The organism is Mucilaginibacter koreensis (genome assembly GCF_054783355.1).
This window is the reverse complement of record NZ_BAAGQS010000001.1, coordinates 1-21,696: the sequence shown is the minus strand read 5'-3', so window position 1 is coordinate 21,696 and position 21,696 is coordinate 1. Positions and strand designations below refer to the sequence as shown.

Annotated in this window: 20 protein-coding genes; 3 read left to right on the top strand and 17 right to left on the bottom strand. The window is 45.7% G+C overall.

Going from position 1 to position 21,696, the window contains the following annotated elements; all coding sequences use genetic code 11:
* Positions 1-217: 217 nt before the first annotated feature.
* The 17 genes from leuS to ACYVNW_RS00020 form a co-directional block, all read right to left on the bottom strand.
* Positions 218-3,028, bottom strand: a complete 2,811-nt coding sequence (leuS, locus tag ACYVNW_RS00100; RefSeq protein ID WP_460677794.1) for a leucine--tRNA ligase — start codon at positions 3,026-3,028, stop codon at positions 218-220.
* A gap of 207 nt (positions 3,029-3,235) precedes the next feature.
* Positions 3,236-3,823, bottom strand: a complete 588-nt coding sequence (locus ACYVNW_RS00095) for a nucleotidyltransferase family protein (protein ID WP_460677793.1) — start codon at positions 3,821-3,823, stop codon at positions 3,236-3,238.
* Between the two features lie 12 nt (positions 3,824-3,835).
* Positions 3,836-4,981 carry an XdhC family protein gene (locus tag ACYVNW_RS00090; protein ID WP_460677792.1) on the bottom strand — a complete coding sequence of 382 codons (1,146 nt, stop codon included), beginning with the start codon at positions 4,979-4,981 and terminating at the stop codon, positions 3,836-3,838.
* 67 nt (positions 4,982-5,048) lie between these two features.
* A complete protein-coding gene (locus ACYVNW_RS00085; protein ID WP_460677791.1) occupies positions 5,049-6,239 on the bottom strand; it encodes a molybdopterin molybdotransferase MoeA in 1,191 nt (396 codons plus the stop codon).
* A gap of 35 nt (positions 6,240-6,274) precedes the next feature.
* A complete protein-coding gene (locus tag ACYVNW_RS00080) occupies positions 6,275-7,369 on the bottom strand; it encodes a ThiF family adenylyltransferase (protein WP_460677790.1) in 1,095 nt (364 codons plus the stop codon).
* 19 nt (positions 7,370-7,388) lie between these two features.
* On the bottom strand, positions 7,389-8,381 hold the full coding sequence (gene moaA, locus ACYVNW_RS00075) for a GTP 3',8-cyclase MoaA (protein ID WP_460677789.1): 993 nt from the start codon (positions 8,379-8,381) through the stop codon (positions 7,389-7,391).
* A gap of 10 nt (positions 8,382-8,391) precedes the next feature.
* Complete coding sequence (locus ACYVNW_RS00070) at positions 8,392-8,811, bottom strand: molybdenum cofactor biosynthesis protein MoaE (RefSeq protein ID WP_460677788.1); 420 nt, start codon at positions 8,809-8,811, stop codon at positions 8,392-8,394.
* A gap of 1 nt (position 8,812) precedes the next feature.
* On the bottom strand, positions 8,813-9,052 hold the full coding sequence (locus tag ACYVNW_RS00065; protein WP_460677787.1) for a MoaD/ThiS family protein: 240 nt from the start codon (positions 9,050-9,052) through the stop codon (positions 8,813-8,815).
* Between the two features lie 92 nt (positions 9,053-9,144).
* Positions 9,145-10,008: a sulfate/molybdate ABC transporter ATP-binding protein gene (locus ACYVNW_RS00060; RefSeq protein ID WP_460677786.1), complete on the bottom strand. Its 864-nt coding sequence runs from the start codon at positions 10,006-10,008 to the stop codon at positions 9,145-9,147.
* Positions 10,005-10,679 carry a molybdate ABC transporter permease subunit gene (modB, locus tag ACYVNW_RS00055; RefSeq protein WP_460677785.1) on the bottom strand — a complete coding sequence of 225 codons (675 nt, stop codon included), beginning with the start codon at positions 10,677-10,679 and terminating at the stop codon, positions 10,005-10,007. Before modB ends, ACYVNW_RS00060 begins: the two co-directional genes overlap by 4 nt.
* Positions 10,680-10,691: 12 nt before the next feature.
* Positions 10,692-11,108, bottom strand: a complete 417-nt coding sequence (locus ACYVNW_RS00050) for a TOBE domain-containing protein (RefSeq protein WP_460677784.1) — start codon at positions 11,106-11,108, stop codon at positions 10,692-10,694.
* The gene (gene modA, locus ACYVNW_RS00045; protein WP_460677783.1) at positions 11,095-11,832 is read right to left on the bottom strand and encodes a molybdate ABC transporter substrate-binding protein; all 738 of its coding nucleotides are present in this window, start codon (positions 11,830-11,832) and stop codon (positions 11,095-11,097) included. The genes ACYVNW_RS00050 and modA overlap by 14 nt, the downstream gene beginning before the upstream one ends.
* 64 nt (positions 11,833-11,896) lie before the next feature.
* Positions 11,897-13,057, bottom strand: a complete 1,161-nt coding sequence (locus tag ACYVNW_RS00040) for an NTP transferase domain-containing protein (protein ID WP_460677782.1) — start codon at positions 13,055-13,057, stop codon at positions 11,897-11,899.
* Positions 13,038-13,532 (bottom strand): cyclic pyranopterin monophosphate synthase MoaC, encoded by a 495-nt coding sequence (gene moaC, locus ACYVNW_RS00035; protein ID WP_460677781.1) that lies wholly within the window; start codon positions 13,530-13,532, stop codon positions 13,038-13,040. Before moaC ends, ACYVNW_RS00040 begins: the two co-directional genes overlap by 20 nt.
* A gap of 90 nt (positions 13,533-13,622) precedes the next feature.
* Positions 13,623-15,854 (bottom strand): xanthine dehydrogenase family protein molybdopterin-binding subunit, encoded by a 2,232-nt coding sequence (locus tag ACYVNW_RS00030; RefSeq protein ID WP_460677780.1) that lies wholly within the window; start codon positions 15,852-15,854, stop codon positions 13,623-13,625.
* Positions 15,851-16,846: an FAD binding domain-containing protein gene (locus ACYVNW_RS00025; protein WP_460677779.1), complete on the bottom strand. Its 996-nt coding sequence runs from the start codon at positions 16,844-16,846 to the stop codon at positions 15,851-15,853. Before ACYVNW_RS00025 ends, ACYVNW_RS00030 begins: the two co-directional genes overlap by 4 nt.
* On the bottom strand, positions 16,839-17,387 hold the full coding sequence (locus ACYVNW_RS00020; RefSeq protein ID WP_460677778.1) for a (2Fe-2S)-binding protein: 549 nt from the start codon (positions 17,385-17,387) through the stop codon (positions 16,839-16,841). The genes ACYVNW_RS00025 and ACYVNW_RS00020 overlap by 8 nt, the downstream gene beginning before the upstream one ends.
* A gap of 188 nt (positions 17,388-17,575) precedes the next feature.
* Between ACYVNW_RS00020 and ACYVNW_RS00015 the strand changes: the two genes are divergently transcribed.
* The 3 genes from ACYVNW_RS00015 to ACYVNW_RS00005 are packed head-to-tail and all read left to right on the top strand — an operon-like array spanning position 17,576 to position 21,526.
* Positions 17,576-18,205, top strand: a complete 630-nt coding sequence (locus ACYVNW_RS00015) for a (2Fe-2S)-binding protein (protein ID WP_460677777.1) — start codon at positions 17,576-17,578, stop codon at positions 18,203-18,205.
* Between the two features lie 13 nt (positions 18,206-18,218).
* A complete protein-coding gene (locus ACYVNW_RS00010) occupies positions 18,219-19,205 on the top strand; it encodes an FAD binding domain-containing protein (protein WP_460677776.1) in 987 nt (328 codons plus the stop codon).
* Entirely contained in the window at positions 19,202-21,526 is a 2,325-nt protein-coding gene (locus ACYVNW_RS00005; protein WP_460677775.1) for a xanthine dehydrogenase family protein molybdopterin-binding subunit, read from the top strand. Before ACYVNW_RS00010 ends, ACYVNW_RS00005 begins: the two co-directional genes overlap by 4 nt.
* Positions 21,527-21,696: the final 170 nt, after the last annotated feature.

Genomic DNA, 21,696 nt, shown 5'->3' with positions numbered 1-21,696 from the left:
CAGGGGCGAAATTGCAACAAATACCCGACTTGAATCGGGCGTTTTGCATACGTAGCCAGATTTTTACGGTGAACTGAGGAAGAGTTTAGGTTGAAGGTTAATTAGTGTTTTGTCATTGCTCGGAACAAAGCAATCTTGTAGCTATACCTATCCGACAGATATACGACGAGATTGCTTTGTTCCTCGCAATGACAGAATGTTTATACAGATGATTTTGTTACACCACCAAATTTACAATGCGGCCTTTTACCACAATTACTTTTTTGGGTGTTTTGCCGTCCAAATACTTCTGTACATCGGCATTGGCCAGCACTATCTCTTCCACCCCCTTTTGGTCTAAAGCCAAAGAGATGTTCAGGTTTAAGCGGGTTTTACCGTTGATGGAGATGGGATAAGCAAATTCATCCTCTACCAAATACTCCGGATTAAATTTCGGGTAGGGAGCGTAAGATAAAGTACCCGGCTCGTTGCCTAATAAAGTCCATAACTCCTCGCAAATATGCGGTGCATACGGCGACAGGATGATGACCATATCCTGCAAAATAGACCGCTTGTTACACTTCAGGTCGGTTAACTCATTTACCGCAATCATGAAGCTGGATACCGAAGTATTGAACGAGAAGCGCTCGATATCTTCTTCCACCTTCCGGATGATTTTGTGCAATGATTTCAACTCAGCTTTAGTTGGCGTTTCGTCAGAAACACGGAAGTTCCACTGCTCATCATGAAACAAACGCCAGAATTTCCGCAGGAATTTAAACACACCTTCAATACCATTGGTATTCCAGGGTTTGCTTTGCTCCAGCGGACCTAAGAACATCTCATACATACGCAGGGTATCGGCACCATAACGTTCGATAATGTCATCCGGGTTTACTACGTTGAACTTAGATTTTGACATTTTTTCTACTTCAACGCCGCAGATGTATTTACCGCCTTCTAAAATAAACTCAGCATTTTCAAATTCAGGTCTGAACTTTTTAAATTTATCCAGATTCAAAATTTCGTTCTCCACAATATTCACATCCACGTGGATAGCTGATGTTTTATATTGATTTTTAAGACCGAAAGAAACAAAGGTATTAGTTCCCCTTCCCTCGTCATCAATTAAGCGATATACAAAGTTAGACCGCCCCTGAATCATCCCTTGGTTAATAAGTTTTTTGAAAGGCTCCTCTTCCACCACCAGGTTCATGTCCTTCATAAACTTGTTCCAGAAACGGCTGTACAGTAAATGCCCGGTGGCATGTTCCGAACCACCAATGTACAAGTCCACATCTTTCCAGTACTCTACGGCCTGGCGAGATGCAAACTCCTCATTGTTGCGGGCATCCATATAGCGGTACCAGTACCAACTGCTTCCGGCCCAACCCGGCATGGTGCTCAATTCGTATTCAAACTCATCATTATATTTCCAACCCTCGGCACGGCCCAGTGGTGGTTCGCCGGTTTCGGTAGGCAGGTATTTATCAATTTCGGGCAGTAATAAAGGTAAGTGGGTTTCATCGATCAAATAAGGCAACCCTTCTTTGAAGTAAACCGGCACCGGTTCGCCCCAGTAGCGCTGGCGGCCAAAAATGGCATCGCGCATCCTGAAATTTACTTTAGCTTTACCTGCACCTATGGCTTCCAGTTTAGCAATAATAGCGGCTGTGGCCTCTTTATAAGTCAAGCCATTGGCAAAATCGGAGTTGATGTAACAGCCTTCCTTGGTTGGGTCGGCTTGTTCCTCAATTTGCTGTATGTCGATAATCGGCACTATCGGCAAATCAAAATGCTTGGCAAACAGGTAATCGCGCTGGTCGCCGCTGGGTACGGCCATTACAGCACCGGTACCATAACCGGCCAATACGTAATCAGCAATCCACACCGGTACTTTCTCGCCATTCAGCGGGTTGAGCACATAGCTGCCGGTAAAAGCGCCCGATACTGTTTTGGTATCGGCCATGCGGTCCAGTTCCGATTTCTTTTTAGTTTGTTCAGTATAAGCTTCAACCGTTTCTTTTTGCTCAGGCGTGGTTAACGAAGTTACCAGTTCGTGCTCAGGTGCAATCACTAAAAAAGTAACCCCAAAAATAGTATCAACACGAGTAGTGAAAACTTCGATGAAGTCGGATTCCGAATTTTCGATTTCGGATTGATTGTTCTCCGAAATCGGAAATCTAACACTCGCGCCTACACTCTTCCCAATCCAGTTGCGCTGCATTTCTTTCAGCGGCTCCGGCCAGTCAATCGTATCTAAACCTTGCAGTAAACGCTCGGCATAAGCCGTGATGCGCATGCTCCACTGCATCATTTTCTTTTGCTCTACGGGGTAACCGCCACGCTCAGAAAAACCGTCTTTTACCTCATCATTGGCCAGTACGGTGCCTAAAGCCGGGCACCAGTTTACGGTGCTTTCGCGCAGGTAGGTCAGGCGGTATTTTAACAGTTCGGTTTGCTGTTCGGTATGGCTCATGGCCTTCCACTCCTCAGCGGTAAACGTCAAAGTGTCTTCATCGCTCACTGCGTTGATACCAGCTGAACCCTGAGTTTCGAAATGCTCTACCAATGCGGCAATACTTACCGCTTTTTCTTCGGCTTTGTTATACCAGCTGTTAAACAGCTGCATAAAAATCCACTGCGTCCATTTGTAATAACCCGGTTCGCTGGTGCGTACCTCGCGGCTCCAGTCGAAAGAGAAACCAATTTGGTCTAACTGACGGCGATACGTAGCAATATTTTGCTCTGTAGTCAAAGCCGGGTGCTGACCGGTTTGAATGGCATATTGCTCGGCCGGTAAACCAAACGAATCATACCCCATCGGGTGCAACACATTGAAGCCTTTGAGGCGTTTATAACGTGAAAAAATATCAGAAGCAATATAACCCAGCGGGTGCCCCACATGCAGCCCCGCCCCTGAGGGGTAAGGAAACATATCCAGCACATAATACTTAGGCTTGGCAGAATGATTATCGGCTTTAAACGTTTGATGATCAGCCCAAAACTGCTGCCATTTTTGTTCGATATCTTTAAATTGGTAATCCATGCAGAGGTTTGCTAAAAAACATGCGAAGGTAAGCATTTTAGTGCTGAAACGGCAGGCAGGAGGTGTAAAAAGTACAGGGTGTTGTGGTGGTTTACAAATTGTTTGTCATGGCGAGGAGGAACGACGTGGCCATCGCACGGAGGCAGCTGCGCTTCTGTATAGCAAGCGGTTGCCACGCTATCGCTCGCAATGACAGTATAAACAGCCTTATTCGGGCGAACTTAGCTGCTCATAATCTTCCGGGGTGTCAATATCAACAGCCCCTTGTTCAAAAGGTACAGCTATTACATCATCACTAAATTTTACTAACAGCTTTTTGGCACCTTCCTGCCCTGTTAAGGCCAGCAATTGATTGAAATATTTGCGCTTGAACAGCACGGGCGCTCCAAGCGTATTTTGATAGGTGCATGCTATTATACCTGCTTGCTGACTTTGCTCTGTTTGTATCAGTTGGTTAAGCAGTTCGGTACTAACAAAAGGCTGATCGCACAGCATCAATAGTACATGCTCAATAGCCGGATGAAGTTTTAATAACCGATGCAGGCCGGCACGAATGCTGGAAGCCATCCCCTCCTGCCAATCATCATTACAACAAATACTTAAGCGATCGCTTTCTGCAGAAATATTAAGTTTTTGGGCATTTGCTCCTAAAACAACCACAACGCTCACCGCTATAGCAGCTTCAGCCGTTCGTATGGCGCGTTGTAATAGTGTTTCCTGCTCATACACCAGTTGTTGCTTGGGCTGCCCCATCCGGGTAGAAGCACCGGCGGCTAAAATGATGATCCCGGTCATGGCTCAATCTACTTACTCCACTCCTGTAATTTCAGACATACGGGAATGAATAACACTCGGCTTATCTCTTAAAGGTGTGCCATTTCTGCCCTGTAATACAGCCTGCATTTCTGAAAGCATGGATAAGGCAATTTCTTCAGCAGTTTCGGCGCCAATATCCAAACCAGTGGGGCCATAAATTTTATCTAACTGCTTTTCGGTAACAATGGTGCCTTCTTCGCGCAATTCCTCCAGCATGCGCGCAAGTTTCTTTTTGGGACCGAGGCTGCCTACATAAGGCAACTCTAAAGGCAGCAACCCGCGCAGCATAGCCAGGTCATAGTTATAGTTATGAGTCATGAGTACCACAACTGTGCGGGTATCAAACCGAATAGAACTTAGCGCTTGTTCAGGTTTGGCTAACAGTATATTTTTGGCTTGCGGAAAGCGGTCCTGTACAGCATAATTGGTACGGCCATCTACCACAGTGGTATGCCAGCCCAGCACTGCTGCCATTTGCACCAGGGGTATGGCATCATTACCGGCACCAAATACCAGCAGGTTAACCGGTGGTTTCAACAATTCTACAAAGCCGGTAAGTTCTGTATCCTGATGGGTATAATTTCTGATTAAAGATCTGCCGGTTGTTAAAGCCTCTTGTGCATCGGGTATTAACTGATGCTGAAGTTCAGGTAGCTTGCATTTCTCTATTTGTTCATCTGCTGTTAGCAGCAGGCAGGTTCCGGGTTGCGGCCCCTTGCGGTTAGCCAATGAAAATAAAGTAACCAATACTGCATTACGCCGCTTGCTCAATATCTTTTTAAATAAAGCAACCGGGTTATCAGCATCATTAACATGCAAAGGTTCAATCAGAATATGAATGATGCCGTTACATCCTAAACCTACGCCCAATTTGGCATCATCGTCGTCAGTAGTATCATAAGTAGCCAGCATGGGTTGCTGCTGCGCCATCACCAGGCGGGCTTTGCGCAAAGCATCACCTTCCAGGCAGCCGCCACTAATGGCACCGGTGAGCTGTCCGTCCTCGGTAACCAGCATGCGGGCGCCTGCACGGCGGTATGATGAGCCTTCTACCTTAACCACAGTAGCCAGCGCGGTTTGCCTGCCCTGCTGCTGTGCCTGGTCAAATGCCTGGATGATGTCTTCGATTTCTTTCATGGCGGTATGATTGACAACAGTAAAAACCTGCTGGAAGTTTTAAAACCTTAATGACATCCCCTGCAAATCAGTACAACAAAACTACCTTTACCAAATCATTTTCTGCCCATGCATTTTCATCGGCTGGTAGGGTAATTAACGCATTCGCTTTTAGCAAAGCGGTTAAATCGCCCGAGCCCGACATCCCCACAGGTGTTACCCAAGCCTCACTCTCATGCCATGTTACCTGAGCAGGGATATGATAACTTAACTCAGGTTTGAAGTTCACTGGTTGTGTTAAACGAGCCTGAAATTTTTGGCGTTGCAAGTGCAGATTTTGATATAACCAGTCTTTAAAATACAATTCAAAACATACAAAGGTGGATACTGGGTTACCCGGGAAGGCAAACACCAAAGCCTGATCCGGAAAGCTGCCAAACAGGAACGGCTTACCTGGCCGCTGAGCAATACTGTGGAATATTTGCTGCATACCTAAATCCTGCAATACGTTGGGCAAGTAATCGAATTTTCCTTTTGATACCGCGCCCGAAAACAAGATTACGTCATACTGACTGATGATATTCTCCAGTTGCACACGCATTTCGTTAGGCTCATCAATGAGATGATAACGGTCGGCTGTGATGCCTTCTTTTAATAAGGCTGCCGCCAGCATATAGCTGTTGGATTGACGGATTTGGTGTGGCAGCGGCTGTTGGTCTACCTCTATCAGTTCATCGCCGGTGGCACAGATGGCAACTGCAGGCAATTTGTGCACATTTACTATACTTAAACCAACCGTAGCCATCAAAGCGACAATGCCGGGGGTAATTTCCTGATTTTCTTCAACAAGCACCTGGCCCGCCTTTGTATCGGTACCCTGTTGATGTACGTTTTGGAATAAATTAACCGCATTTAAATGTACCGTAGCAATGTTATTTTCAATGGTACAGTCTTCGTAACGAATTACAACATCTGTATCTATCGGAAGCATGGCGCCCGTCATCACCTCAAGACAAGCGTTGACATCAATTAACTGCATTACCGGCTGACCCGCTGCTTGTACCGCTTGTATATGAAAGCTGCGCTGACCATTTGCAAAAGCATCTTTTCGTATGGCGATACCATCCATCATCACCCGGTTATAAGGCGGGAAATCGCGGTCGGCAACTACTTTTTGCGCCATGGTACGGCCAGTGGCTTGCAATATCGGCACTTGCTCGGTTCCGAAATTACGTTCTTGCTGCAGAATGAGGTGATAGGCTTCTTGTACAGAAATCATAGGTTGAAAATAAGCTGACTTGTTATCGTTACAGTTTAGTTGCGAATGATGCGCTGGTTACCCATTTCCAAAAACCATTGTTCCAGGCCACCCTGCAAACTGTAGATATTTAAATCAGGGTAGCGCTCTTGTAACCGCTGGGCAGCCTGTAAACTCCGGCTTCCCTTTTGGCAAAAGGTAACTACGGTAGTATCAGGCGCAATATTTATCTCAGCAGCGTTAAATATTGATAGCGGATGCAGATGGGAGGGTTCGAGGTGCATTTGGGCATATTCGTTTTCTTCACGTATATCCATCAAATAGATGGCTTTACCCGCTTTCAGCCAGTCGTCCAGTTCGTGCGGCTTTATTGTAGAAATAGTATGGCAAACAGTTGGCTCATAACTGGCTTGCAACTGCCTGATCTGCTTATTTTCAGCCTTGGCTTTTAATTTAATTTTGTATTGTTCATCGTTAAAAAAATCAACAATTTGCAGCCAGCCCGATAAGGTTTTGCCCAAGCCGGTAATTACTTTTACTGCCTGCAAAGCCTGCTGGCAGCCAATAATGCCCGGCACCACGCCCAACACCCCTGCCGTATTGCAATCAGGTATCTCACCTGCGGATGGCGGTACGGGGTACAGGCAGCGATAGGTTGGCCCATCCTGATAGTTGAATACACTCACCTGCCCTTCGTGCTGGTGCACTGCGCCGTATATGTAAGGCTTATTTAGCATCACACAGGCATCATTGATTAAGTATCGGGCGCTGAAATTATCAGTAGCATCAATCACCAAATCATATTGTTGTACCAATGGCAGTATATTGTCACGGGTTACCTGTTCGAAAAATGGCTGCAGTTTTACCTGACGATTTTGGGCAGCCAACTTTTTAACCGCTATACCTACTTTAGACTGCTGCACATCTATATCGCCGTACAACACCTGGCGGTGCAGGTTGGTTACGTTTACCGTATCGCCATCGGCCAGGCCAATGGTACCAATGCCCATCCCGGTTAAATACTGTAGCACCGGCACACCCAAACCTCCGGCACCAATAACCAAAACCTTGGCACGCTGTAATTTTTGCTGGGCCTCATAGCCAAAACCCGGAAGCTGTATCTGGCGGTTATATCGGGTATATGTGTTCATGAAGAGATGTTAAAACTGTTTATCCACCTAACACCGACATGGATTGGTGGACAGAATTGTTAGCCAGTGTTTGAGCAGCATAGCCATCCGGCTCACGCTGAGCCACAGCGTTTAAAATTTCCTGTTCTACATCGTTCACCGAAGCGCCACGGCGCAACACATCGCGCAGGTTAACTACAGGCGGGCCATATAAACAGGTACGCAATTCACCGGTAGCTGACAAGCGCACCCGGTTGCAGGTACCGCAAAACGTACGGCTGAAAGATGGAATTACCCCAAAGCTACCTACATAGCCCGGCACCTGGTAGTTTACCGAAGTTGAACTACGCTCACTGATTAACCGGTTCACCTCCGGGTAATGCTGATGGATGTGATCCAATATGCGCTGATAATCCCAGTCGGCTTTTATTTCGGCTTGGCTACCGTTAAAAGGCATTTCTTCCAAAAAGCGTACTGCCAATGGGTAATGGCGGGTAAGTTCAATGAATGGTATAATGTCCCCTATATTTTTATTTTCGGCCACTACACAATTCAGTTTTATTTCAAAACCATCATTGAGCAACTTGAAAATACCTTGATATACCTCATCAAAACTATCACGACGGGTAATCTGATAAAAGCGGTGCTTGTCTAATGAATCTAAACTGATATTGATTTTGCGGATGCCTAAATTCAACAGCTCTGCCTGGTATTTAGCTGATAAGGTGCCATTACTGGTTACTGTAATTTCCTTTAAACCTTCTACCCTGCTCAGTTTGTTTAAAAAAGGCATAATACCATTACGAACAAAAGGTTCGCCCCCGGTAATACGGATTTTTGATATACCCATGTTGCAAAAGATAGCCGACAGCTGGTACATTTCATCAAACGACAATAATTCGCTGCGCTTGGCAAAGTCCACCCCTTCCTCGGGCATACAATAATAGCACCTGAAGTTACACCGGTCAGTCACCGATAGCCTCAGGTAATTGAGCTGCCTTCCGTACTTATCAACTAATTTACTTTCGCTCATTTTTTATCTTTCAGGGATGTGCATTTATCCAAACGCTGTTATCCTCATAAAATTCTTTTTTCCAGATGGGTACTGTTTTCTTTAGCTCATCAATTAAAAAGCGACAGGCCTCAAAGGAAGCATCGCGATGAGCCGAGGAAACACCCACCACCACCACGGGCACACCCGGCTCTTTAGCGCCCTTGGCATGTATCATTACTAACTTTTCCAGCGGCCATTCAGCCTGCGCCCGTTCAGCAATAATTTCCATTTGCTTAATAGCCATTACATCATAAGCTTCAAAATCCAAGTGGATAACCGCTTTACCTTTATTGTGGTTACGCACTGTACCTACAAACAAATTTACAGCTCCGGCCTGGGGTGAATGCAAAGCGGTGTAGGCTTCGTTCAAATCAATATGTTCAACTATTTTAATCGTATTGACACTCAAATCATCCTCCGCTTACAGGTGGTATTAATGCAATTTCGCTATCGGTGGTTAAAACATCTTCATTTTCGGCATAAGCACTATCTACCGCTATGGCTAAAGAACTTAATTGTTTTAAGGCCGGATATTGGTTTTGCAGCCAGCTTTTCAGCTCGGCCACTGTATGTATAGGTTCGGTTTCCGGAACGGTAAGCGTTTGCTTACCAATAATTTCGCGGGTAATACCGAACAGCAAAATGTTCATAAAGTAAATGTATAAATTATAGCTTTACATCAGCACTGAATTGCTGTTAACAACAAGAGCAGCAATCTATAGTTTTGCATCGGTATATAAAGTTAAGAAAGCTTTTGTATAGTTAAGTCGGCCGGACTACATAATAGCGTCACTTTTTGCCCGGTATTATATGTAGTTCCATTCAACACACTTAAAGGCAGGGTCAACAACTTGCTATTTACAATCACTTCGAGATGAGTTGATGTTATCTGCAGTATTTCGGCAGTAAACGTCAGTGTATTATTTTCTGGTGAACCAAATAGGTGCCCGGGTGTGCCCTGAGCGACTACTTTACCACTATCCAAATGCAGTACATGACTGGCTAAATAGTAAATTTCACTTATCTCATGGCTCACCATAAGCGTAGTGAATTGCTGTGCTTGCTGTATTTGTGCAATAACCTGGCGCAACTCCTGCCGCATGTTATAATCCAAAGCTGATAAAGGCTCATCTAACAGCAACACTTCAGGTTGTTTAATGATGGCGCGGGCCAATGCCACCCGTTGCTGCTGACCGCCTGAAAGCCGGCCAGGTTTCGAATTGCGCAGGTCTTGTAATTGTATAAGTTCTAACAATTCGTTTACCTGTGCATTTGCATTTTTTCCGTTAGGGGCAGCAAAAAAGAGGTTTTCGGCCACCGTCATGTTCGGGAACAGGGCATAATCCTGAAACATCAAGCCGGTATTGCGTTGTTGAGGCGGCAGGTTGATGCGGCGACTGGTATCGAGCCATACCCGGCCGTTTACTTCTATATATCCTTCATCCGGCTGCATTAATCCCGCTATGATATGAAGCAAGGTTGATTTACCGGCGCCCGATGGGCCGTATAGAGCCGATATTTTACCCGTGGGAAATTCTGTATCTATATGTAAATCAGCAATACCCTCAACTAAGCGGAGCTGCTTTTTGATGCGCAGCTTTATCATGAGGCCAGCCGCTTTTTAAACAAGTGCCTGTTGGTAGTATACACCACTAACAGTATGATGAATGATATAGCTAATAAAATGGCCGAATAAATATGCGCATTGTGAAAATTCAGCGCCTCGGCTTCGTCATAAATAGCGATAGAGGCTACACGGCTCACCCCCGGGATATTGCCGCCAATCATCAGCACCAAACCAAATTCGCCCAATGTATGCGCAAAGGTAAGGATGATACCGCTTAGCAGTGCAGGTTTAATGTTTGGCAATAATACACGCAACAGCGTTTGCCGGCGCGATTTTCCTAAGGTATAAGCTGCCTGCTGCAGATTCAGCGGCAGCGTTTCCAACCCGGCCTGTATAGGCTGTACCATAAAGGGTAAGCTGTAAAGCATAGAACCAATTACCAGCCCGGTAAAGGTAAATACCAAGCGCAGGTTAAACCAACTCAGCAAGTGGCTGCCTAACCAATTGGCCGGACTAAAGGCCAGCAACAAATAAAAGCCCAGTACCGAAGGGGGCAGTACCAGCGGCAGGCTGATTACCGCTTCGGCTACAGGTTTAAAACGCGATTTGCTAAAAAACAGTAAGGCAGCCAAAGGAATACCAAACGCACTTAAACCAATTGTAGTCATCAGCGCCAGCTTTAAGGTAAGCCATAAGGGTTGGTAATCCATCAAATGCCTGTACTATTCGTAATTAACTGCCAGTTCAGTTGATTTCACCAAGCCGGTTACCGCATCTCCTTCTTTTAATTCTAAAGCAGTAGCAGCATTGTTAGTAATTACAGCATATAGTGTTTGGCCTTTGTAATCTAAAATCACTTCTGTAAGCACATTCCCTGCCTCTACACCTGTAACCGTAGCCTGAAAATAATTACGAATACTGATTTCACCTGAAAAAGATTTGGCAATGGCCATATCGCCCGCTTTGAACTCCAAGCCTACAGTTTTACCGCTTTGCAGCCATTCTGCGTTTGCAGGTGTAGTGTAAGCCAAAGCGGTAAAGGTATCTTCGCCGGCAGTTACCGTAGCTAATGATACATGTCCATCCGTAGCTACCTGTTCAATTACGCCCTGAACTTTGTTGATTCTATTGGTATCCATATTTTTCAAAAATTTGTTTAGCCCTGGAGCTAAAGATAAACGTGTAAAATTTTTGTGCCTGCTGCTGGTGTGAAGTCTGCTTTAAAATCACCACGCCCTGCGCAATAGGCCGGTATAAATTCGCAGGCACCTCTACCCATTTGCCTTTGTTGGCTTGGGTTGCATCCAGCACTACTGATTTTGCTGTAAATGCCGCATTTGCCGCACCGGTTAACAGGTATTGGTTCACCTGGGCAATACTTTCGCCATACACTATTTTAGACTGTACCCGCTGATACAATTTGAGCTTAGTTAACGCCTGGATAGCCGCCTCGCCATAAGGTGCCAGTTTAGGATTGGCCACAGCAATTTTAGTAAAAGCCGGCTGTGTAAGCACGCATAACCCTGTATTGATATTAGTATTGCTTAACGTCCACAACACCAGTTTGCCATAAGCATAAGGCTTAGGCCGGGTTGTAGTTAGCCCTTTATTGTACAACTCTTGCGGATACTTCATATCAGCAGAAAGAAAGACATCGAAGGGTGCACCCTGCTCAATTTGAGTAGTAAATTTACCCGAAGCACCTATAATCAGTTCAGCATTCAAACCGGTTTCTTTTTTAAATTCGGCTGCCAAAGCTTTAGCTACAAACTGGGCGTTGGCAGCTACGGCTATTCGTAACTGTTGCGCTTGCCCAAATAACGGCAATAAGGCAATGGTGAAAAGAATTATGAGCCGCTTCATGATAGGTTAACGATTACTGACTTCGTTTTGATTTTTGATGTTCGCCGGGACAATATAATCGTTTTCATCCGGAAACCTTAATATGCTGCATGGCTTCATCCCGCTCATGCGGGTGATTAATGTTTTGCAGATCCTGTATGTTTGGTGCCTGCAATAGTTCAATATCTGAATTGATCAGCACTTTGCGCGGGCAGGAATACCCCATCCCCAAAAACTGCAGCAATATAGCATAAGCGCGGGGTTCCCATATGGAAATTAAGGGTTCCGGGAACTTTCCTTCTGGGTCTATAAAGGCGGTAGCCAGTTTGGATGGGTTGCGGTGCTGTACCAGGTAATTCAAGGTTTCGGCTGATAAGTAAGGTAAATCGCAAGCTACGGTTAACCAGGCTGCATCGGGCTGTTGCTGAAAAGCAGATAATATTCCACCTAATGGGCCTAAGCCTAAATATTGATCCGTAATATAATCCAAATTTTCCTCCCGGTTTACTGATTGCTCATCAGCATACGAGATATAAGCACGGCTGCAAAGTGCATTTAAAAGTTGATAAGTATGCTGGCGCTGGCTTTGCCCATAATACGTCAGGCTTCCCTTATCAGTTTGCATGCGGGTGCTCTTACCTCCCGCCAGCACCAGGCCGTTTAGCTGTGGCTTACGATTGTTTAGCCATTGTTCAATAAATGCAGCTATCTCTTTTGTTTGATGAATTGACAATACCGGCACCTTTGCCAAGTCACTGTTGTACGCTAATAGATTTTCGGGTAGTTCAGTGATACCATCTGTAAATAGAAAGAGTTGAACATCCGTTAGTTTATCCAGCTTTTTAGCCAAGGGCTTACGCTCATCAATCACCGCAATCTGGTATCTGGCTTTAAAGTGATTGCCATTTACGAGCACCAAATCCTGGTTATTAAACAAAGTTTTCTGCTCAAAACTGTTGAATTGCTTTTGATAAACCACCTTGCGTGAAGTGATCTGATCGGTAAACTCTACCGCTGCACCATGCGATAGCATGGCATCAGTGGCAAGCAGTTCCGCTTTATGGTCGGCATCTACATAAGCAATTTGGTATTGTGCTGCCAGGGCAGAAATTATTTGTCGGGCCAGTTGCTGAATATCGCCGCATGGCATACCCAATATGGCCAGTTCGTTACGATGAAATTCGCCTGAAGCTGCTCTTGGGATGGCCGCATGTTTCTGATGCGGTTTATTTTGCGCTGAAGTCACTTTTCCCTCCTGTTTTTTCTATCAAACGCGTTTCTTTAATCATAATATTATGCGAAAAGGCTTTGCACATATCGTAAATAGTTAAAGCGGCTACGCTCGCGCCTGTCAGGGCTTCCATTTCTACACCTGTTTTAGAAGTGATGATGGCAGTACATTCAATTACCACTTCCTGATGTTCGTTTACCGAAATTTCCACTTTACAATTCTCTAAAGCCAGCGGATGGCAAAGTGGTATCAGGTCGCTGGTTTTTTTAGCGGCCATAGTACCGGCTATAATGGCGGTTTGAAAAACCGGCCCTTTTTTGGTTTGGATATCATTACCTGCCAACTGCTGCATAATTTCATCGCCCAGCACCACCACGCTACGAGCTTTAGCTATGCGTTTGGTAATTTGCTTATCGCTTACATCAACCATAGCCGGGCTATTGGTTTCAGGGTTGATATGGGTAAATGTTTTTTCGGACGCTGTTGCCATGGAAAAGTTGTGTTCACAAAATTACATAAAATAAGGGGAGCTTGTTTTGCAGGCTCCCCTTATTGCTCAAACCGTATAACGTTTTATAAATTACATCACCTTATTCAGTTGGATAGGCAAATCACGTACCCGTTTTCCGGTGGCGTGATAAACCGCGTTGGATATGGCCGCAGCTACGCCCACAATACCAATTTCACCCAGGCCTTTAGCCCCTAAAGGGTTTACAATATCATCGTGTTCTTCTACAAAAATGACGTCAATATCCTGTATGTCGGCGTTTACCGGGATGTGATACTCGGCAAAATCGTGGTTCATAAAGCGGCCGTTGTTAATATCCATTACCGAATCTTCGTGCAGGGCCTGACTAATACCCCAAACTACTCCGCCCAGTACCTGGCTGCGTGAGGTTTTGGTATTAATAATACGGCCTGCGGCTACGGCGCTTACCACGCGGGTAACATGAATAGTACCTAAGCTTTCATCTATCTTTACCTCTACAAACACAGCAGAATGCGTATAGCGAGAGTAGCCTTTTTGTTTCAGCATATTGGGTAATGAGGTGGTATCTTCCTCAATATAATTTTTACCGCTTTCCTGCATCAGGTAGGTGTACTCCAATGATTTTGAAGTATCGGCCTTTAATGTGATTTTGCCGTCAGCAAAAATCACATCTTCTTTATCTGCATCAGCAAAAGGCGAGTCTTTCAGGTCTTTTGCTAAACGCAACAAACGGGTTTGCAAGGTTTCGCAAACTGATTTTACGGCCGAGCCAATAGTGGAGGCTGTCCAGGAACCACCTTGAAGCGGCGCCATTGGCAAATTGGTATCGCCCAACACAAAGGTTACGTCCTCTAAGGGCAGCCCCAGGGTTTCGGCGGCAATCTGCGTCATGCTCACATAAGTACCGGTTCCTATATCTGATGTACCACTGCTTACCAGCAGCTTACCATTTACCGAAAGTTTGGCTTTGGCGCGGGCTGGCATTTGCTGTGCCTCCCAGGCACCGGTAGCCACACCCCAACCTACCAGGCAATTACCCTCACGGGTACTGCGCGGCAACGGGTTGCGCTTGCTCCAGCCAAATCTTTCGGCACCTTGCTGATAACAGGCACGTAGCTCTTTGCTGGAAAAAGGTTTATCATCATTCTGGTCAGTTTCGGCATAGTTCATCAACCTGAACTCCAGCGGATCTATGCCGGCTTTGTTGGCTAATTCATCAATGGCTACTTCTATGGCATACACGCCGGTTACTCCACCCGGTGCACGCATATCCAATGGGGTATATACATCGAGCGGTACTATCTGATGCGAGAAAGTGACATTATCGCACTGGTACAGCAAGCCCGACCAGTTAACGATGTTTTCAGTATATTCTTCAAACTGCGAAGTTTCAGTAAACGCATCATTGGTGATTACCGTTACTTTACCATCGGCTGATGCACCTGCGGCAATACGTTGTATGGTGGCCGGACGATGGCCGAATGAAAACATTTGCGGCCTGGTGAGCATCAATTTTACTGAACGCTTTAATTCTAAAGCTGCTAATACAGCCAAAAACAATTGGTACTGCGGCCTTAAACCCGAGCCGAAAGCGCCACCCACATAAGGAGACACTACACGGGCCTGATCTGCCGACAGGCCAAAAATGTCAGTTACATAACTCTGGCTATTACTAACTCCCTGTGTCTTATCGTAAATAGTCAGCTTATCATCATTACCATAAATTACGGTGGTAGCATGCATTTCCATAGGGTTATGGTGCTCGCTACCATGATAGTAAGCCTCTTGTACCAGATAAGCCGCTTCATCTACTGCCTTTTCAGCATCCCCTCGTGGCTTAGTCACCGGAACTTTATAAGTACTCGGCTTTTTAGCCTTATCCAGGTTTAAATCCAACCCTGTTTGCAGTTCTGTATCTACCTCATATTCCACATGAATTAAGGTGGAAGCATAACGGGCCAGCTCAAAAGTTTCGGCTACCACTAAAGCAATGGGCTGCAGGCTGAATTGTATCTCATTGCTTTGCAAGGGGCGGAATGGCGACCCTTTTTTAGGCGCATCCTGGTCTTTGTACTTGCGGTCAAACCAGGCAGTTTTCATTACATTTTCATGGGTAAACACCTGTAATACGCCTTTTTGTGCCAGCGCCTGCCTGGTATCAATAGCGGTTATTTTACCTTTGGTAACCGGGCTTGATAGTACATAAGCATGTACAATATCAATATCTGTATTGTAATCGGCTGCATATTTAGCAATACCGGTTACTTTGGCGCGGCCGTCTACACGGTTTACCGGCTGGCCGATGTAATTTGTAGTACTCATGCTTGTTCCTCCAATCCGGCGGCTTGCTGCAACGCCCTTACAATGGCACGTTTAGCCAATTCAATTTTAAATGTATTGTCTCCATAACCTTTAGCGCCGGTCAGCACTTTCTCGGCCACTTTTTTAAAGTTTTCTTCGGTAGCTTCTTGTCCTTTCAGCATTTCTTCAGCCTCAGTGTCGCGCCAGGGCTTATGTGCTACACCTCCCAAAGCCATACGCGCTTCTTTAATAGTACGCCCGTCCATGTCCAAACCCACGGCTACTGATACCAGTGCAAAAGCATAAGAAGCACGGTCACGTATTTTTAAATAAGTATGATGCTGTGCAAAGTTGTTGGCTGGTAGATCAATCGATGTTACTACATCGCCTGCAGCGAGCGTATTGTCCAATTCGGGGTTTTCTCCCGGCAAGCGGTGAAACTCAGCAAACGGAATACTGCGTTCGCCATTTTTTCCACTTACGTTTATGGTAGCGCCCAAGGCAGCTAAAGCCACACACATATCTGATGGATGCGTAGCAATACACTGCTCGCTGGTACCTAATATGGCCAGTATCCGGTTGTACCCGCCAATTGCTGAGCACCCTGATCCGGGCTCCCGCTTGTTGCAAGGCGTAGCCGTATCATAAAAATAATAACAACGTGTACGCTGCATTAAGTTACCACCATTGGTAGCCGCATTACGCAATTGAGGCGAAGCACCAGCCAATATAGCTTTTGACAGCAATGGAAAACGCTCGGCTACACGGCTGTCATATGCAGTTTCGGCGTTGCTAGCAAAAGCACCAAGGCGCAGGGCACCACCTTCCAGTTCTTCAATAGCGTTAAAGCCAAGTTTGTTGAGATCAATCAGGTGATCGGGCCGCTCCACATTGGCTTTCATTAAGTCAATCAAATTGGTACCACCAGCAATAAACTTAGCACTTTCGTAATTATTGGTTTCCTCAATGGCCGTAGCTACATCAGGAGCCTGGGCATAAGTAAATCTATTCATGGCTCATTTCTCCTTTCGCTTGTTCAATGGCGGCTACTATATTGGTATAAGCGCCACAACGGCACAAGTTACCGCTCATTTGCTCACGTATCTCGTCGGCAGTTTGTGCTTTGCCTTCCTGCAGCATACCCACCGCTGAACAGATCTGCCCCGGTGTACAATAACCACACTGAAAAGCATCACAATCAATAAACGCCTGCTGCACGGGATGTAACTGATCACCTTTGGCCAAACCTTCAATGGTGGTTACTTCGCTGCCGTTTTTCATTACTGCCAACGTAAGGCATGAATTAATGCGCTTGCCGTCTACCAAAACGGTGCAGGCACCACACTGGCCATGGTCACAACCCTTTTTGGTACCGGTAAGGCCGACATATTCACGCAGCGCATCCAGTAAACTCACCCAAGGCTCTACCTGGATAGTGCATTCCTGCCCATTAATTTTTAAAGTAATAGCAGTAGAGAGCCCTTTGTCCGCAGGCTGCGGGTGAGCAACAGGCCACGTATTGGTTACTTGTTGCTGATCAGTTAATGTATTCATAAGCAGTTCGCAATTAAATAATGACATGCCGGCATAAAGCCGCAATGCATTCAACGTATCTAACATTGCAGCTACGTTTAAGTTCATACAATTAATTAACCCTTAGTAATTTATATTAATTACAAATAGTACCGCCATTAAACATAAAGGATTAAAGCATTGTTTATTTAATCTAAACTCAAGCTGATTTGGAAACCAATGATTACCATGACCTACCTGAACAAGATGATACTTCTTCGGGCGGCACTACGCGTCGCGGCTTTTTAACGCAAATTACTGCGGCAGGCTTTGGCCTAGCTGCGGCACCTGCCCTGGCAAAAGCTACCGATGTGGTTACTATGCCTGCAGGTACTAATGAAGTAACTACTCATTTAACCATTAACGGCAAAGCACATACCCTTACCTTAGACTCTCGTGTTACTTTGTTGGATGCACTTCGCGAACGCTTAGGTTTGCCCGGCACTAAAAAGGGCTGCGACCATGGGCAATGCGGTGCTTGCACAGTGTTAATTGATGGCAAGCGCATGAATGCCTGCCTCCACTTAACTGCCATGTGCGAAGGCTCAGCGATTACAACTATTGAAGGCTTGGCCAAAGGCGACGAGCTACACCCTATGCAGCAAGCTTTTATTAAGCATGATGCCTTTCAATGCGGCTACTGTACCCCGGGGCAGATCTGCTCAGCAGTGGGAATGTTAAAAGAAGGCAAAGCGAAAACTGATGCTGAGATACGTGAATCCATGAGCGGCAATATTTGCCGTTGCGGTGCTTATCAACATATTTTGGCTGCCATTAAAGAAGTTCAACACAACGCTTAACCGACCAATCACTATGGAACCCTTCAAATTTACCCGCGCACAAAACAGCCGAGGCGCTATTGCGGAAGCTACTGCAGTAAGCGGCTCAAAGTATATTGCCGGTGGCACCAACCTCATTGATTTGATGAAGCTGGATATCGAAATGCCCAAACAACTGATTGATATTACCCGCCTCGAACATAACAAAATTGAAGCCTTGCCCAATGGCGGTGTACGCATAGGAACACTGGTAAAAAACAGCGACCTGGCCTATCATCCGCTTATTATGCAAAATTATATGGTACTTTCTGAAGCTCTGCTTTCGGGGGCATCGGCGCAATTACGTAATGCAGCATCTACTGGCGGCAACCTGATGCAGCGCACCCGCTGCCCTTATTTTTACGATACAGCTTTCCCATGCAACAAACGCGAGCCGGGTTCAGGATGCTCTTCTATACCGGGTTATAACCGTACTAATGCAGTATTAGGAACCAGCGATTATTGCATTGCCACCCACCCATCTGATATGAGTGTAGCAATGGCCGCTTTGGGAGCAATCATTCATGTACAGGGGCCAAAAGGTGAACGCAACATTCCCATTGCTGATTTTCATTTACTGCCGGGCAAAACCCCGCACCTGGAACACAATCTGAAACTTGGAGAGTTGATTACCGCCATTACTTTACCACCTGTGCCAGCATCAGCAAAATCACATTATTTAAAGGTGCGTGACAGGGCTTCGTATGAATTTGCGTTAACATCAGCTGCTGTTATAGTAGATGTTCAAGGCGGAACCATCCACACCGCCCGCATTGCCTTGGGTGGTGTAGGTACCAAGCCCTGGCGCTCAATGGCAGCCGAGCAGGCCTTAACAGGCAAGGCTCCATCAGTACAAGTTTTCCGTGAAGCTGCCGAGATTGCATTGAGCAGTGCAAAACCATATAAAGACAACGCATTTAAAATTGAACTGGCAAAACGTACGCTGGTACGCGCCTTAAGTAAAGTAGGAGGTATAGCATGAGCGCATTAGTAGGCCAACCGGTTGACCGTGTTGACGGCAAACTTAAAGTTACAGGCACAGCCCCCTATGCGGCTGAATTTGCAGTTGCTAATGTGGCACATGCTGTAATTATTAAAAGTACAATTACAAAAGGACGCATCACTGCTGTTGATACCAGTAAAGCCATGCGTGCTCCGGGTATAATCAAAGTAATTACTTATGAGAACGCCATGAGCCTGCACTTTCCGCAAAGTTCTGATCCCGGAGGCGGCAAGTATGCCGAGAAAGATTTATTGCCACTGCAAAGCAACCGCATATTTTATGATGGGCAGATTGTGGGTTTAATTTTAGCGGAAACGCTGGAACAGGCCCAATATGCAGCCAAGCTGGTAAACTACACTTATCAAACCGAGCAGCCGGCTATTGATTTACATAAAAACTTAGCGCAGGCTTATAAGCCAAGTAAAGGCACAGGCGGCAAACAAACGCAATTGAAACGGGGCGATGCGGATGCAGGATTGCAAAACGCCCCTGTAAAAGTAGAGCAAACATATACCACTCCGGTATACCATCACAATGCCATGGAACCACACGCTACCATGGCCAAGTGGGAGGGTGAAAAGTTAACGGTATATGACGCTACGCAGGGTGTTGCCGGCAGCAAAACGTTATTGGCCTCCCTTTTAGGTGTACAACCCGAAAAAGTGGAAGTGATTGCTTTATATATTGGCGGCGGCTTTGGCTCCAAAGGTTTTCAATGGCCTAATACAGTGCTTGCAGCAATGGCGGCCAAACAAATCAACCGGCCGGTGAAATTGGTATTAAGTCGGCAAGATGTATTTACTACCGGTGGCCGACGCTCCGAAACTTTGCAAAAAATCAGTTTAGGTTCTAATGCCGAAGGTTGCGTATCATCCATAAAGCATGATACCACAGTAGAAAGTTCATTTGTAGATGAATTTATAGAAACGGCAGGTTTAGCAACCACCATATTATACAACAATCCTAATTCAGATGTTGCACATAATTTAGTACGCCTAAACCGTGGTACACCGTGCCCAATGCGTGCACCAGGCGAGTCTGTAGGGACTTATGCCATTGAGGTAGCGATGGATGAATTGGCAGAACATCTCAAAATTGACCCTTTGCAATTACGCCTTACTAACTATAATGAGAAGGATTTACAGGATGACAAACAGTTTTCATCAAAGAACTTAACTGAATGTTATAAGCAGGGAGCAGATTTGATTGGCTGGACGCAACGCAGTGCCCAGCCGGCTACCAAGTTGGAGGGCAATTATTGGGTGGGCTACGGCATGGCCACAGCTACCTACCCCGCCAACAGGGGCGCCTCTACAGCCAAAGCCATTATTTATGCTGATGGCCGTGCTGAATTCGAGTGTGCTTCGCAAGATATAGGCACAGGCACTTATACAGTAATGACACAGTTAGCAGCAGACACCTTATCATTACCTATTAGCCAGGTTAAAGTAAAATTGGGTAATAGCAGTTATCCAAAGGGAGCTAACTCAGGTGGCTCACAGGTAACCGCCAGTGTAGGCCCTGCTATACGTGCGGCCGCCTTGGGTGCGATCAGCAAATTGGCAAAAGCTGCTATTGGTGACTCCCGCTCCCCACTGCATAATCAAAAAGAAGAAGATTTAAAAGCAGAAAACGGACGCTTGGTTATTGCCGGTAAACCTGAACGCGGAGAAAGCTTTTTAGCGATCATGAATCGACAGGGGTTGCAAAAAGTAGAAGCATTAGCGGTAACCAATGTGTCCACACGCCAACAACAAGAGGCAAATCCTGCTTCAGGTAACGGCCCAGACGAAGAAGCACAGAAAGAAAGTAAACAGAATGCCGCGGTACAAGCTGATGAAAAGACGGACAGAAAGCCATATTCTTTCCACTCCTTCGGTGCTCATTTTGTAAAAGTGTTCGTGGATAAAGATTTTGGAACTGTTAAAGTGGACAAGGCTGTGGCTGTAATGGATATCGGAACCGTAATGAATGCAAAAACAGCTACCAATCAAATAATGGGTGGCATGATCTTCGGGATTGGCATGGCGATAATGGAACAAACTACCTATGACCCTAACCGTGGACGAATTGTGACTAAAGATTTAGCCCAATACTTAGTACCCGTACATGCAGACATGCCGGAGTTCACAGTAAAATTTATCGAGAAGCCTGATATGATCATATCTCCAGTTGGCGCACGCGGTATTGGAGAAATTGGAATAACAGGTATAAGCGCTGCAATTGCAAATGCCATATATAATGCTACCGGCAAAAGAGTAAGAGAGTTGCCTATATCACCGGAGAAGTTGATAAGTTAACCAAACTGGAAAATCATAAAAAAGGGCAAACATCTTTAAAGGATATTTGCGCTTTTCCATCCGTCCTCACCGTCCACAACGCAGAAAACCCCCATACTTATTCAGTAAGGGGGTTTAGTTTGTAAGGTATGGCGCCGACCTACTCTTCCACCTGTTACGGCAGTACCATT